At 43.9% G+C, this 14,221-nt stretch carries 12 protein-coding genes and 1 pseudogene; 12 read left to right on the top strand and 1 reads right to left on the bottom strand.

Going from position 1 to position 14,221, the window contains the following annotated elements:
• Nucleotides 1-51 precede the first annotated feature (51 nt).
• Nucleotides 52-2,925: pseudogene (locus tag F896_RS21035) on the top strand (YadA-like family protein); the annotation flags it as partial.
• A 62-nt stretch (nucleotides 2,926-2,987) separates the two neighbouring features.
• Nucleotides 2,988-3,788, top strand: coding sequence for a trimeric autotransporter adhesin/peptidogylcan-associated protein TpgA (tpgA, locus tag F896_RS07595; RefSeq protein ID WP_016164119.1), 801 nt, complete (start codon nucleotides 2,988-2,990; stop codon nucleotides 3,786-3,788).
• A gap of 188 nt (nucleotides 3,789-3,976) precedes the next feature.
• Here tpgA and pcaU read toward each other — a convergent pair whose 3' ends face one another.
• Nucleotides 3,977-4,801, bottom strand: coding sequence for an IclR family transcriptional regulator PcaU (gene pcaU / locus F896_RS07600; protein ID WP_016164118.1), 825 nt, complete (start codon nucleotides 4,799-4,801; stop codon nucleotides 3,977-3,979).
• Nucleotides 4,802-5,050: 249 nt separating this feature from the next.
• Between pcaU and F896_RS07605 the strand changes: the two genes are divergently transcribed.
• The 10 genes from F896_RS07605 (at nucleotide 5,051) to aroD (ending at nucleotide 14,201) form a co-directional block, all read left to right on the top strand.
• Nucleotides 5,051-5,740 (top strand): 3-oxoacid CoA-transferase subunit A, encoded by a 690-nt coding sequence (locus F896_RS07605; RefSeq protein WP_016164117.1) that lies wholly within the window; start codon nucleotides 5,051-5,053, stop codon nucleotides 5,738-5,740.
• Nucleotides 5,737-6,390 carry a 3-oxoacid CoA-transferase subunit B gene (locus tag F896_RS07610; RefSeq protein ID WP_016164116.1) on the top strand — a complete coding sequence of 218 codons (654 nt, stop codon included), beginning with the start codon at nucleotides 5,737-5,739 and terminating at the stop codon, nucleotides 6,388-6,390. Before F896_RS07605 ends, F896_RS07610 begins: the two co-directional genes overlap by 4 nt.
• Before the next feature lie 103 nt (nucleotides 6,391-6,493).
• Complete coding sequence (gene pcaF / locus F896_RS07615) at nucleotides 6,494-7,702, top strand: 3-oxoadipyl-CoA thiolase (RefSeq protein ID WP_016164115.1); 1,209 nt, start codon at nucleotides 6,494-6,496, stop codon at nucleotides 7,700-7,702.
• 8 nt (nucleotides 7,703-7,710) lie between these two features.
• A complete protein-coding gene (locus F896_RS07620) occupies nucleotides 7,711-9,060 on the top strand; it encodes a 3-carboxy-cis,cis-muconate cycloisomerase (RefSeq protein ID WP_016164114.1) in 1,350 nt (449 codons plus the stop codon).
• A 4-nt stretch (nucleotides 9,061-9,064) separates the two neighbouring features.
• Entirely contained in the window at nucleotides 9,065-9,850 is a 786-nt protein-coding gene (gene pcaD / locus F896_RS07625; RefSeq protein ID WP_016164113.1) for a 3-oxoadipate enol-lactonase, read from the top strand.
• Between the two features lie 41 nt (nucleotides 9,851-9,891).
• The gene (locus F896_RS07630) at nucleotides 9,892-11,244 is read left to right on the top strand and encodes a 4-hydroxybenzoate transporter PcaK (RefSeq protein WP_016164112.1); all 1,353 of its coding nucleotides are present in this window, start codon (nucleotides 9,892-9,894) and stop codon (nucleotides 11,242-11,244) included.
• Between the two features lie 32 nt (nucleotides 11,245-11,276).
• Complete coding sequence (gene pcaC, locus F896_RS07635; protein WP_016164111.1) at nucleotides 11,277-11,690, top strand: 4-carboxymuconolactone decarboxylase; 414 nt, start codon at nucleotides 11,277-11,279, stop codon at nucleotides 11,688-11,690.
• Nucleotides 11,691-11,700: 10 nt separating this feature from the next.
• Nucleotides 11,701-12,426, top strand: a complete 726-nt coding sequence (pcaH, locus tag F896_RS07640; protein ID WP_016164110.1) for a protocatechuate 3,4-dioxygenase subunit beta — start codon at nucleotides 11,701-11,703, stop codon at nucleotides 12,424-12,426.
• Nucleotides 12,427-12,438: 12 nt separating this feature from the next.
• Nucleotides 12,439-13,068, top strand: coding sequence for a protocatechuate 3,4-dioxygenase subunit alpha (gene pcaG, locus F896_RS07645; protein WP_016164109.1), 630 nt, complete (start codon nucleotides 12,439-12,441; stop codon nucleotides 13,066-13,068).
• Between the two features lie 293 nt (nucleotides 13,069-13,361).
• Nucleotides 13,362-14,201, top strand: a complete 840-nt coding sequence (gene aroD / locus F896_RS07650; RefSeq protein WP_016164108.1) for a type I 3-dehydroquinate dehydratase — start codon at nucleotides 13,362-13,364, stop codon at nucleotides 14,199-14,201.
• Nucleotides 14,202-14,221 lie beyond the last annotated feature (20 nt).

Here is a 14,221-nt window from a genome sequence, read left to right as displayed (position 1 = left end):
GTGGTTGTTAAGAACACAGCAAATACCCTGACTTTAGATGCAGGCAAAGGCACACTTGAAGGTCTAAGCAATAAAGATATCAGCAGTGCGGACTTTGCCACTCAAGGTCGTGCAGCGACAGAAGAACAATTGAAACAAATCCAGACAGGTTTAACCGATAGTGGCTTTGGTTTAACTGCGGCAGATGGTAATTCAGTCCAGAAGAAACTAGGACAAACGGTGGATGTGGTTGGCGCTGACAGCAACATCACCACGAAGGTGGATCAAGGTAAGCTTGCGATTGAACTCTCAAAAGACTTGGCGGTGAATAGCGTCAATGCAGCAGGCACATTGATCAATAGTAACGGTCTTAGCTTTGTGGATGGTAGTGGTAATGCAATCGCAAATAGCCCAAGCATCAGTAAGAACGGAATTAGTGCAGGCAATCAAAAGATCACCAACATGGCTAAAGGTGATGTGAATGCGACTTCAACTGATGCAGTGAATGGCAGTCAGTTGCATGAAATTCAGCAAATTGCCAATAAGGGTTGGAATCTAAGTACCAATCAGAATGTGGCAAGTAAGAGCAATGTTGCACCTGACGATACCGTGGATATTTCCAATGCGGACAGTAACCTTGTGATCAGCAATCAAGGCAATAATGTTGATATTCGTCTCGCCAATCTGGTCACGATTGGTTCAGGCACAGGCAGCAACCCTGTTACGGTGAATGGTGTGACAGGTCGAATCAATGGCTTAACCAATACCACATGGGATCCAAATACCACCTATAACAGTAAACAAGCTGCGACCGAGGAACAATTAAAGTCGGTGAGTGATGTTGCACAGAATGCGAATAAGGGCTGGAATGTAAAATCAGACAGTAACTTAGCTGCAACGCAAGTGAAGCCGACAGATACGGTAGATATCGGTTTAGCCACAGGCGAAACCAATCTTAAATCAACTGCGGTAAATGATGGCAAAGGTACCACCACCATTGATTTTAGTTTAAGTAAAGACCTGAATATTGATACGGTCACTGCGGGTACTGGAACAAATAAAACCGTGTTGAGTCAGACAGGTGTGAATATTGAGAATGGAACGACTCAAACGCAACTGGAAGCAGGTAAGGTGGTTGTTAAGAACACAGCAAATACCCTGACTTTAGATGCAGGCAAAGGCACACTTGAAGGTCTAAGCAATAAAGATATCAGCAGTGCAGGCTTTGCCACTCAAGGTCGTGCAGCGACAGAAGAACAATTGAAACAAATCCAGACAGGCTTAACCGATAGTGGCTTTGGTTTAACTGCGGCAGATGGTAATTCAGTTCAGAAGAAACTGGGACAAACGGTGGATGTGGTTGGCGCTGACAGCAATATCACCACGAAGGTGGATCAAGGTAAGCTGGCGATTGAACTCTCTAAAGACTTGGCGGTGAATAGTGTTAATGCCGCGGGTACATTGATTAATAGTAACGGTCTTAGCTTTGTGGATGGTAGTGGTAATGCAATCGCAAATAGTCCAAGTATTAGTAAGAACGGAATCAGTGCAGGTAATCAAAAGATCACCAATGTGGCCAAAGGTGATGTGAATGCGACTTCAACCGATGCAGTGAATGGCAGTCAATTGTTCGCAGTTGGAGATGGCGCGAAAAATATCATTGGTGGTACAACTACTTATGATCCAAATACCGGCACATTTATCAATAATAATATCGGGAACACCGGTGAAAGTACCATTCACGATGCGATTAAATCAGTCAACAACACGATTCAAACAGTGAGTAAAGGTTGGAATTTAACCACCAATGGGCAGAACTCCAGTCAGGTAAAACCAACAGACACAGTAGATTTTGCAAATAAAGATGGAAATATTAAGGTAAATAATAACGGCAACAATGTCACGGTTGATTTGGCAAAAGATATTAAGGTGGATAGTGTTCAAGCTGGCAATACCACGCTCAATAACAACGGTTTAACCATTAAAGATGGGCCGAGTGTCACACAAAGTGGAATTGATGCGGGCAGTAAAAAAATCACCAATGTTGCAGAGGGTAGCATCGCTAAAAACAGCAAAGATGCGGTGAATGGCAGTCAATTACATGACATGTTGGGTGATGGGGCCTTTGTTGGGGGCGATGGAAATACCATTACCAATATTGGTGGAACAGGTGAAACTAACATTAATGATGCCATTAGCTCGATCAACCAAAAAGCGGGACAACACTCTACCGTGGTTGCAGGTCAAAATATGACGGTGACAGAAACTGTAAATAGTTCAGGTGGTAAAGAGTTTAAAGTTGCGACAACCGATGATGTCACTTTTAAAACGGTAACTTCTCAGAAAGTGACAGCGGATAATGTAACGGTTGGCGATGTTCAGATTACCAAAGCGGGTATTAATGCAGGTAATAAAGTCATTAGCAATGTTGCAGATGGAGCCGTGAATAGTACGTCAAAAGAAGCGGTGAATGGTTCCCAATTGAACACTTCTAATCAATACATTACCAACTCACTTGGTGGCGGTGCGAAGTATGAAAATGGCAAATTTACTGAACCGACCTACAATGTAAATAATGGTTCTTATAACAATGTTGGAGACGCACTGGGTGCATTAAATCAAGCTAACATTAACATAGGGAATCAAATTAATAACTTGGGTGATCGAATCGAGCAAGTCTTCTATGAAACCAATGGTCGTATCGACAATTTAGAAGAAAAAATGTCAGCGGGTATCGCTGCAAATGCGGCATTGGAACAGGCCCCATATGTAGCTGGTAAAGTCACCTTAGCCGTTGGTGCTGGCTATTATAATAATCAGAATGCTGTAGGTGTAACCCTAAGAAAAACAGCAGATAATGGTCGTTGGTCACTGACCAGTGGTGCTGCACTTGGTAGTCAAGGTGGGGCGTTGGTGCGTGTCGGCGTGAGTACTGTGCTTGATTAAAATAATGAAAAAGGGAGAGCTAGACTCTCCCAACATGAATTTATAAAAGTTTGGAGCAAGAAATGAGAAAAAATACATTATTGATGATCAGCGCCTTGGTAATAGGATTTTCTTCAATCCACACACGAGCTGATGATATGAAACAGGTTCAGCAGGGTGAAGTCACTTTTCCCAATGTCGATAAAAGCTATTTAAAGCAAGTGAAGCGCTATGAATATGATAGCGTTGCACGTTTAGATACGGGTTTAACCAAAGATCAAATCCGTCATTTATTGGGAAATCCACAATTTAGTGAAGGGATTTTTTCTGTTAAAACATGGAATTATGTACTTGATATCCGTATTCCAAAAACACAAAAATATCAACGTTGTCAGCTAAGAGTTGATTTTGATAAACACTATATTGCAGAAAAACTTTCGTGGAAAGGAGAAGCATGTGAAGGTTTGATTGCGTGGGGAGAGAATAATCAATTACCTGAGAAACCTGTCGTTGCTCCTGTAGCCGCCATTCAGACAGCCAGTATATTCTTTGCTTTTGATCGATTTGATGAAACCGCAATTGAGATGGGTACAACCTCGATTGCTGACATTGTTCAAAGAATCAAAGCAGAAAGTTCAAATACTCCGATTATTGTCGCAGGCTTTACCGATCCTTTAGGTAAGTTCGCCTACAACTATCGTTTGTCTTCGCAACGAGCCAACACTGTTGCAAAGTTATTGATTGCTCAAGGTATTGATGGAAATCGTATTCAAATACAGGCCAATAGCAAAACTGATGTATATCAGCAATGTTCAGGTGGTCAGAACAATCAACAGTTGATTGGTTGTCTTGCACCAAATCGACGTGTCAATGTGAGTTGGTGATTATGCAGTACCAAAGTTAAATGGAAGCAACTGAGTTCCTGTTTACATACAGAGACACAAAACATAATGATCGTTAAAAACTTTAATGTTCATTTAAGCAAGGGTGGTTAATTTAAAGATACGGACATAAACCGTAGCAGCAATACACCTTTCGCCACATTTCCAGATGTGGCTTTTTTTTTGTCTGATTAAATCACTTGACGTAAGTCACGAGCCGTTTCTTGCAGCAAAGGTAAAATATGGGCAATTAAATAATCTTTGGTAGTGCGCATGGTCGGAGACACAATATTTAAGGCAGCAACGACGCTTGCATTGGCATCATATATAGGTACAGCCACAGCATGTACTCCCAATTCATGTTCTTCACAAGAGTAGCACCAATCTTGTTCTTTGATTTCATGTAGTAATTCTAAAAATAGATCACTTTCAGTATGGGTATATTTGGTTAGACGTTTTAACGGGTATTTTTCTAACCATCGTTTTTGTTCTTCAGGTGTTAAATGTGCAAGCAGAATTTTGCCAGCAGAGGTGGCGTGAGCAGGGAGTCGATTACCTAAATGTAAGCCATAAGGATTGACTCGATCGGTTTGTTGGTGAGCTGCACTACGGGCAATAGTAATCGCTTCATAACCATCTAAAACCATCACCGAGTAAATCAATGAGGTTTGATTGGTTAAAAGATTTAATAAGGGCTGACATATTTTCGGAAGTGTGGAACCATCCAGATAAGCCCCTGAAAATTTAAGAATCTTGGGCGATAAATAATAATAATGTCCATCAAAATCTAAATAGCCTAAGTATTCTAATGTGAGTAAATGGCGTCGCGCAGCAGCACGGGTCATCCCCGTTTTTTCAGCGGCAGTACTCATATTTAAGCGATGTCGTTCGGGACCGAAGCATTCCAAAATTGCTAGGCCTTTTGCGATTCCTGCAATAAAGTCTTCATGCCGAATGGTCTTTTTATTTTCGTTATGATGAATCAAACGTGAATTCTTTTCCTGTTCATTTTCCATAATTTAGACATCCTTGCTAAAACGGTTTCTTTATAAAAACATTCTACGGGAAAGATGACTATTTTACTTGGATAATGTTCGATGATCGAACATAAAAAATAATCATCGAACAAAATGCACTTCCAAGCCTAGAAGTGAGCGCAAAATTTATCAAGAATAAATAGAAGAAATCCGAACAAAGCACTCGACTTAATTTCATCGGTTTTCAGGATGAAAATACGAGTGATGCATCGTACAGGAAGTAGTCAGATGATTGATAAGAGTAACACCTCATTAACTGAGGCACTGTCACAGATCAAGGATGGCGCAACCATCATGATTGGTGGCTTTGGCACCGCAGGACAACCCGCAGAACTGATTGATGGATTGATTGAACTCGGCATCAAGGATCTGGTCATCGTCAATAACAATGCCGGTAATGGCGATTATGGCTTGGCCAAACTGCTCAAAACAGGTGCAGTACGTAAAATCATCTGTTCCTTCCCACGTCAGTCTGATTCATGGGTCTTCGATGAACTCTATCGTGCGGGCAAGATCGAACTGGAACTGGTACCGCAAGGTAATCTGGCGTGCCGTATTCAAGCTGCGGGGATGGGCTTAGGCGCAGTCTTCACCCCAACTGGTTTTGGAACACTCTTGGCAGAAGGCAAGGAAACCCGCCATATCGAGGGTAAAGACTATGTACTTGAGTATCCAATCAAAGCAGATTTCGCACTGATCAAGGCACACAAAGGTGATCGTTGGGGCAATCTGGTCTATAACAAATCTGCACGTAACTTCGGCCCAATCATGGCGATGGCTGCGGATGTCACCATTGCCCAAGTCTCTGAACTGGTCGAACTCGGTCAACTTGATCCTGAACATATCATTACCCCTGGGATTTTTGTACAGCATGTAGTCGCTGTCGATGCAGCCAATGGTACAGGAGCAGAACAATGAGCTATCAAAAACTAAGCCGTGACCAGATTGCTGAACGTGTGGCGCAAGATATTCCCGATGGTGCTTATGTCAATCTCGGCATTGGACTTCCAACCAAGATTTCCAATTATCTTCCTGCCGATAAAGATGTATTTTTGCATTCGGAAAATGGCTTGCTGGCTTTCGGTCCACCGCCTGCCAAAGGTGAAGAAGATCCTGAGCTGATCAATGCAGGTAAAGAATATGTGACCATGCTCACTGGTGGTAGCTTTTTCCACCATGGTGATTCCTTTGCCATGATGCGTGGTGGGCATTTGGATATTGCAGTACTTGGTGCTTTCCAAGTGGCAGCCAATGGTGATCTGGCCAACTGGCATACCGGTGCAGCAGATGCCATTCCTGCAGTGGGCGGTGCCATGGATTTGGCGGTAGGTGCCAAGAAAGTGTTTATCACCACCGATCACAACACCAAGCAAGGTGAGCCCAAGATTGTTGAAGCGCTTTCATATCCAGCAACAGGCTTGAAATGTGTCGATCGTATTTATACCGACCTGTGTGTGATTGATGTGACTACAGACGGTTTAAAAGTGATTGAGAAAGTGGATGGTCTGAGCTTTGACGAGTTGCAAGCTTTGACGGGTGCTCAATTGATTGACGCGACATCAGCTTAAGGATTGAAATCCCCCTTTGTTAAGGGGGACTTCATCTAAACAATAGAATGAGGTCTCCCTCCTTTTTAAAGGAGGGATTAAGGGAGGATTAAAGGAAAAACACATGAAAAACGCTTATATCATCGATGCTATCCGTACCCCATTCGGTCGTTATGCGGGCGGATTAGCTCCAGTACGTGCCGATGACTTGGGAGCAGTTCCGATTCAGGCCTTGATGCAACGTAATCCCAGCGTCAATTGGCAGCTAGTGGATGATGTGATCTATGGTTGTGCCAACCAGGCGGGTGAAGACAACCGCAATGTGGGACGTATGTCAGCATTATTGGCAGGTTTACCTTATCAAGTGCCTGCCACCACAGTGAACCGTTTATGTGGTTCATCACTGGATGCGATTGCCATGGCTGCCCGTGCCATTAAAGCCAATGAAGCTGATTTGATTATTGCAGGCGGTGTTGAAAGCATGAGCCGTGCACCCTATGTGATGGGCAAATCTGACAGCGCCTTTGGCCGTAGTCAAAAGATTGAAGACACCACCATGGGCTGGCGTTTTATCAATCCAAAACTCAAAGAAATGTATGGTGTGGATAGCATGCCGCAAACCGCGGAAAACGTGGCGGAACAATTCAATATTAACCGTGCCGATCAAGATCAGTTTGCGCTCAACAGCCAACAACGTACTGCAATGGCACAAGCCAAAGGTTTCTTCGCCAATGAAATCGTGCCTGTCAGTATTCCACAACGTAAGGGCGATGCCGTTGTGGTGGATACTGATGAACATCCACGTGCATCAACGACTTTAGAAGCGTTGACTAAACTTAAGGGTGTGGTCAAAGCCGAGGGGACGGTCACGGCGGGCAATGCTTCTGGGATTAATGATGGCGCAGCCGCTGTGTTGATTGCTTCGGACGAAGCGGTGGAAAAATATCAATTAAAACCACGTGCAAAAATTATTGCGGCAACCACAGTCGGTGTTGAACCACGGATTATGGGCTTTGCGCCTGCACCTGCCATTAAGAAATTACTGAAACAGGCCAATCTCACTCTTGATCAGATGAATGTGATTGAACTGAATGAAGCCTTTGCAGCACAAGCTCTAGCTGTGACCCGTGATTTAGGCTTGAGTGATGATGATGCACGCGTCAATCCGAATGGTGGTGCGATTGCTTTGGGTCATCCGTTGGGTGCTTCAGGTGCGCGTTTGGTGACAACGGCATTGAATCAGCTTGAACAGATCAAAGGTCAGTACGCCCTGTGTTCGATGTGTATTGGTGTTGGTCAAGGGATCGCCTTGATTATTCAACGTGTTGAGTGAGGTCTGCTATGAGCCAGTTATACGCCAGCTTATTTTATCAGCCTGAAGTCACTGCTATTTTTAGTGATCAAGCTTTATTGAGTTATATGATTCAAGCCGAAGTGGCTTTAGCCAAAGCTCAGGCACAGGTCAAAGTGATTCCTGATTCTGCCGCAAATATCATTGAACAGGTCGGACACAACGCTGTAGCACAAATCGATATAGATGCGTTGGCTACAGCAGCAGGACTGGCAGGTAATGTTGCGATTCCATTAGTAAAACAATTCACCGCTTTGGTGAAACAGCATGATGAAGACGCTTCACGCTATGTGCATTGGGGCGCAACCAGTCAGGACATCATTGATACAGCAACAATTCTACAGTGCCGAGACGCCTTGGCATTGATCGAAAAGCAATTGCAGCAGGCGTATCAAATCTCCTTAAAGCAAGCCCAGCAATATCGTGATCAAGTCATGATTGGACGGACTTGGTTACAACAAGCTTTGCCGATTACTTTGGGACATAAATTTGCCCGTTGGGCAGCAGCTTTGAAACGGGATCTCGATCGTCTACATGCAATGAAAAGCCGGGTATTCACTGTGCAACTGGGTGGGGCTGTAGGTTCATTGGCATCTTTACAAGATCAAGGTTCGGCTGTCGTTCAGGCTTTTGCCGAGCAACTCAATTTAACCGTACCTGAATGCACATGGCATAGTGAACGCGACCGTATGGTTGAACTTGCCAGTATGCTTGCTTTGATCGTTGGAAATGTTGGCAAGATGGCAAAAGACTGGTCATTGCTGATGCAAACCGAAATCGCTGAAGTTTTTGAACCAACGGCAGCTGGGCGAGGTGGTTCATCGACCATGCCGCATAAGCGAAATCCTGTAGCAGCAGCCTCAATTCTTGCCGCAGCCAATCGTGTACCTGCCTTAATGGCAAGTGTCTATCAAAGCATGGTGCAAGAACATGAACGTGCTTTGGGTGCATGGCATGCAGAATGGTTGGCAATTCCAGAAATTTTCCAGTTATGTGCGGGTGCTTTAGAACGTAGCTGCGATGTGCTTGAACATATGCAAGTCAATGCAGAGGCGATGCAACGCAATCTTGAATGTACACAAGGTTTGATCATGGCTGAAGCGGTGATGATGGCGTTGGCACCAAAGCTTGGGCGTATGAATGCGCATCATCTGGTTGAGCAGGCCTGTCAGCAAGCGGTTGCTCAACAGCAGCATTTAAAAACCATTTTGTCAGCGATGGATGAAGTCAACAGACATTTTAATGATCAGGCATTGGATGAGCTGTTCATGCCAGCATCTTACCTTGGCAATATTCAAGCCCAAATTGATGCCGTATTACAAGCAGCACAAGGAGAGTAAACACATGATCACGCATATCACTAATCGCCAAGGACATCCGCTTGCAGTTCAAGTGCAAGGTCTAAAAGATGCGCCAGTCATCATGTTCTCCAACTCTTTGGGAACTGACCACGGTATGTGGCAGGCACAGGTTGCAGCTTTGGCTGATCATTATCAAATTATTAGCTATGACACACGTGGGCATGGCGCAAGTGCAGTCATTGCCAATAGTACATTGCAAAATCTGGCTGAAGATGTGGTCGATATTCTAGATGCCTTAGCCATTGAAAAAGTTCATTTCTGTGGCATTTCAATGGGCGGGATTACCGCATTGGCTTTAGCTATCTATCATGCTGAACGTTTTCACAGTATTAGCGTCGCAAATTCAGCTGCAAAAATTGGTACTGCCGAAGCGTGGAATAGCCGTGCAGATAGCGTTGAACAAAACGGTTTAGCTGAAATTGTAAAGACCACGCATACGCGTTGGTTTAGTGAACATTTTGATTATGCGCATGATGTTTTAGCGCAAAAGACCATTCAAAGTCTTGCGATGACACCTGCACAAGGTTATGCCAATGCATGTCGTGCTTTAGCTGATGCAGATGTTCGAGATCAACTGCATCAAATTCAGATTCCGACGTTAATTATTGCAGGGCAATACGATCCTGTCACAACGGTTCAAGATGCAGAGTTTATGCATCAACTCATTGCAACCAGTCAGCTTGAAATCTTGGCAGCGTCGCATCTATCCAATATTGAACAACCCCAAGTGTTCAATCAGACATTGTCCAAGTTTATTCAAAACATATAACCATAAGGGTTAGAAAGGAATTCGCCTACAAGGAGGCAACTATGGCACAGGAATTTGCTGCCCAAAAAAACAGTATGGATGCACAGGCACTGATTAATGAGGCACCTGTGAGCAAGTATCAATGGATGATCGCAATTATTTGTTTTCTCATTGTATTTGTCGATGGAATCGATACTGCCGCAATGGGTTTTATTGCACCTGCTTTGGCACAGGATTGGGGCATTGATCGCTCTCAACTCGGGCCAGTAATGAGTGCTGCACTTGGTGGCATGATCATTGGAGCATTGGTTTCAGGACCAACAGCGGATCGATTTGGACGAAAAATCGTTTTAACTATTTCCATGTTGATTTTTGGTGGTTTTACCTTGGCTTCGGCGTATGCACCTGACCTAAATAGTTTGGTGATATTACGCTTTTTAACCGGCATTGGTTTAGGCGCGGCGATGCCGAATGCGACCACCTTGTTTTCAGAATATTGCCCGCAACGGAGTCGTTCTTTACTGGTGACCTGTATGTTCTGTGGCTACAACTTAGGCATGGCTACAGGTGGTTTTATTAGTAGTTGGCTGATTCCGACTTATGGTTGGCATAGTCTGTTTTTATTGGGTGGATGGACACCATTAATTCTGATGGTGTTGGTGATTTTCTTATTACCTGAGTCCTATCGTTTCCTTATCGTTAAAGGTCAAGATCCAGCAAAAGTCCGCAAAATTTTAAGCCATATTGCACCTGAAAAAGTTCAAATAGCTGAGCATTTTCATATTCCAGAAGAACAGTCTGCTGTTGCAGAAAAGAAAAATGTGTTTGGCATGCTGTTCTCCAAACAATATGCCAAAGGCACGGTTTTATTGTGGTCGACCTATTTTATGGGGTTGGTGGTGATTTATTTGCTGACCAGTTGGTTACCAACCTTGATGCGTGAAACGGGCGCAACCATGGAGCGCGCTGCGTTTATCGGCGGATTATTCCAATTCGGTGGTGTACTCAGTGCCTTGTTCATTGGTTGGGCAATGGATCGCTTTAATCCAAATCGCATTATTTCGGGCTTTTATTTTATTGCTGGTTTATTTGCCGTTGCTGTTGGGCAAAGCCTGAGTAATCCAGCTTTATTGGCTGTGTTGGTGCTCTGTGCAGGAATTGCCATTAACGGTGCGCAATCATCTATGCCAGCGTTAAGCGCGCGCTTCTATCCAACCCAATGTCGTGCAACTGGTATTGCGTGGATGACTGGGATTGGTCGTTTTGGTGCCGTGTTTGGTGCATGGATTGGTGCTGTGTTATTGGGCAATGACTGGTCGTTTACCGCCATTCTCAGTTTATTGATGATTCCTGCTACGGCAGCGGCCATCGCAATTTTTGTTAAATCGCTAGTTGCTCATACCGATGCAACCTAAGGCTCATATTTTCAAGATGAGGAGCAACGTCAATGAATGATGAACAACGTTATCAACAAGGACTGAAAGTCCGTACCGAAGTGCTGGGTGAAACACATGTCGGCCGCTCTTTAGCGAACCTGAATGATTTCAATCAGGATTTCCAGAATTTTATTAGTCGTTTTGCGTGGGGCGAAGTTTGGTCACGTGAAGGCTTGCCGCGTCATACCCGTAGTTTGGTCACGATCGCCATCTTATTGGCTTTGGGTCGAGAAGACGAACTCAGAATGCATTTGCGTGCTTGCTTCAATAACGGTGTTACTAAAGATGAATTAAAGGAACTGATTTTACATAGTTCTTTATATGCAGGTTTGCCAGCAGCCAATGCAGCGATGCATATGGCCGAAGAAGTCTTTAAAGAACTTGGCATCGACGTGCAGCCCATTGCAGCACAACCACAGGATTAAGGAGACAGGCATGTTAAAGCATACATTAGGTGCATACCCACAACGTAATACCGATGATCATCCGCCAGCATATACACCTGGTTATAAGACCAGTGTATTACGCTCGCCAAAGAATGCATTGATCTCAATTAATGAAACCCTGACTGAAGTCACTTCACCGCATTTTTCACCGAGTATTTTTGGCCCTAAAGATAATGACCTGATCTTGAATTACGCCAAAGAAGGTTTACCTGTGGGTGAACGTATCATTGTGCATGGGTATGTGCGTGATCAGTTTGGCCGCCCTGTAAAAAATGCCTTATTGGAAGTGTGGCAGGCCAATGCATCAGGTCGTTATCGTCATCCAAATGACAAATTTATTGGTGCGATGGACCCTAACTTTGGTGGCTGTGGTCGTACTTTAACCGATGAAAATGGTTTCTATATTTTCCGTACCATCAAACCCGGTCCTTATCCATGGCGTAACCGAATTAATGAATGGCGTCCAGCGCATATTCATTTTTCCTTAATCGCAGATGGTTGGGCGCAGCGTCTGATTTCGCAATTCTATTTTGAAGGCGATACCTTGATTGATACGTGCCCGATTTTAAAAACCATTCCGTCTGAAGATCAGCGTCGTGCCTTGATCGCGTTGGAAGATAAAAGCAATTTTATTGAAGCAGATAGCCGTTGCTACCGCTTTGATATTCATCTTCGTGGTCGTCGTGCGACTTATTTTGAAAATGATTTGACTTAAGGGAGACCAACAATGAATGCATGGAATTTTCAAGAATTGAAGGAAACCCCATCACAAACGGGTGGTCCTTATGTTCATATTGGTTTACTACCGCAACAAGCCAATATCGAAGTGTTTGAGCATAATTTCAATCACCAGTTAGTCAATGAGCAAACGCAAGGTCAACGGATTCGTCTGGAAGGTCAAGTGTTTGATGGGTTGGGTTTGCCATTACGAGATGTATTGCTGGAAATCTGGCAGGCGGATGCCAATGGTGTTTATCCAAGTCAGGCAGACACCCAAGGTAAAACTGCCGATCCACATTTTCTTGGATGGGGCCGTACAGGAGCCAATTTTGAAACAGGCTTCTGGCGCTTTAATACGGTAAAACCGGGCGCTGTTGCTGGGCGTAAAGGTTCAATTCAAGCACCGCATATTGCTGTCGCAGTTTTTGCCCGCGGTATCAATATTGGTTTACATACCCGTATTTATTTTGAAGATGAAGTAGATGCCAATGCCAATGATCCTGTTTTAAACAGTATTGAATGGGCAGTACGACGCCAAACGCTGATTGCCAAACGCAGTGAGGTGGATGGTGAAGTGGTTTATCGCTTTGACATCCGTATTCAGGGTGATGATGAAACTGTGTTTTTTGATATTTAAATATATTAAAGAAAGGTATGTAGAAATTAGCTACTCGGGAATGTCATCTGCAACCTGAGCGAAGATAAACAAAGCAACGCTTTGTCTGAGCGCAAGACGAGTAGCTATGCTACGAATGTGGTATCAGAAGTGAACCTTACGGGATGACAATGCTTTTGCCCTTACGAAGCTTCAAGCGCTTCTCAGGGCGAAACCAAAGTAAGTCCAGCTGAAAGCTTATCCGAAAATTGGATGAGAACTTAGCAAGACGCCGCAGTGTAACAACACAATAATTTTGGCTAAGGAAAATATTCATGGATATGAAAACATTGGCAGCGTTAATGCTGTTGGTCAGCCCTTTATTTACGGTTCAAATGACCCAAGCGCAAGATCATCAGCAAAAGCAGGTTGAGTTAGCTGAACTGGCAAAGCTGCCTGTGAAAACCATTGTGCCCATTACTGCCAAAAACAGAGAGCAGGCGATTGCTCAGGCAAAAGTGATTGCAGCGAATCCAGATGCTGATCTCGCGGAGTTTCGGATTGATTTACTAAACTTTGCAAATGATAGCAAGCAAGTGATTGCCTTGGGCCAAGAGCTAAAACAGATTCTCGGTGCTAAACCAATGATTGCCACTATTCGTACTCATAACGAAGGTGGGCAATTAACAATTAGCGATGCAGATTATGGCAAGACCTATCAAGCGTATTTACAGCAGCCATTTATGGACATGCTCGATGTGGAAATGTTCCGTGATCAGCAAATTGTGAAGAATACCGTTAAATTGGCGCATGCGAAAAAAGTGCTGATTGTGATGTCCAATCACGATTTTCAAAAAACACCACCTGAGGCTGAAATCATCCAGCGCTTACTTAAGCAAGATGAGTTAGGCGCCGATATTCTTAAAATTGCAGTGATGCCGCAAAACAAACAGGATGTATTCACCTTAATGAATGCGACCTTAAACGTCAGTCAACAGTCCAAAAAACCGTTACTGACCATGTCGATGGGTAAACTCGGCACGATTTCCCGCATTGCCACTGCCAACATGGGCGGTAGCTTTAGCTTTGGCATGATTGGTGAAGCATCGGCACCCGGTCAGATTGACGTGACCCAACTGAAACAGTTTTTAAAAACGGTTCAACCGACACAATAATTTAAAAAGGATTTTTTTAG

The sequence above is a fragment of the Acinetobacter genomosp. 15BJ genome (assembly GCF_000400715.1).
In the GTDB taxonomy this organism is placed as follows: domain Bacteria; phylum Pseudomonadota; class Gammaproteobacteria; order Pseudomonadales; family Moraxellaceae; genus Acinetobacter.
The sequence above is the reverse complement of the archived record's forward strand: the minus strand, read 5'-3'. Positions and strand labels throughout refer to the sequence as shown.

Bases quoted from the DNA above. Each gene is read 5' to 3' on its own strand.
- pcaF (WP_016164115.1), top strand. From the start codon at position 6,494: ATGAAAAACGCTTATATCATCGATGCTATCCGTACCCCATTCGGTCGT.
- F896_RS07630 (WP_016164112.1), top strand. From the start codon at position 9,892: ATGGCACAGGAATTTGCTGCCCAAAAAAACAGTATGGATGCACAGGCA.
- pcaC (WP_016164111.1), top strand. From the start codon at position 11,277: ATGAATGATGAACAACGTTATCAACAAGGACTGAAAGTCCGTACCGAA.
- F896_RS07620 (WP_016164114.1), top strand. From the start codon at position 7,711: ATGAGCCAGTTATACGCCAGCTTATTTTATCAGCCTGAAGTCACTGCT.
- pcaU (WP_016164118.1), bottom strand. From the start codon at position 4,801: ATGGAAAATGAACAGGAAAAGAATTCACGTTTGATTCATCATAACGAA.
- pcaH (WP_016164110.1), top strand. From the start codon at position 11,701: ATGTTAAAGCATACATTAGGTGCATACCCACAACGTAATACCGATGAT.
- tpgA (WP_016164119.1), top strand. From the start codon at position 2,988: ATGAGAAAAAATACATTATTGATGATCAGCGCCTTGGTAATAGGATTT.
- F896_RS07610 (WP_016164116.1), top strand. From the start codon at position 5,737: ATGAGCTATCAAAAACTAAGCCGTGACCAGATTGCTGAACGTGTGGCG.
- aroD (WP_016164108.1), top strand. From the start codon at position 13,362: ATGGATATGAAAACATTGGCAGCGTTAATGCTGTTGGTCAGCCCTTTA.
- F896_RS07605 (WP_016164117.1), top strand. From the start codon at position 5,051: ATGATTGATAAGAGTAACACCTCATTAACTGAGGCACTGTCACAGATC.
- pcaD (WP_016164113.1), top strand. From the start codon at position 9,065: ATGATCACGCATATCACTAATCGCCAAGGACATCCGCTTGCAGTTCAA.
- pcaG (WP_016164109.1), top strand. From the start codon at position 12,439: ATGAATGCATGGAATTTTCAAGAATTGAAGGAAACCCCATCACAAACG.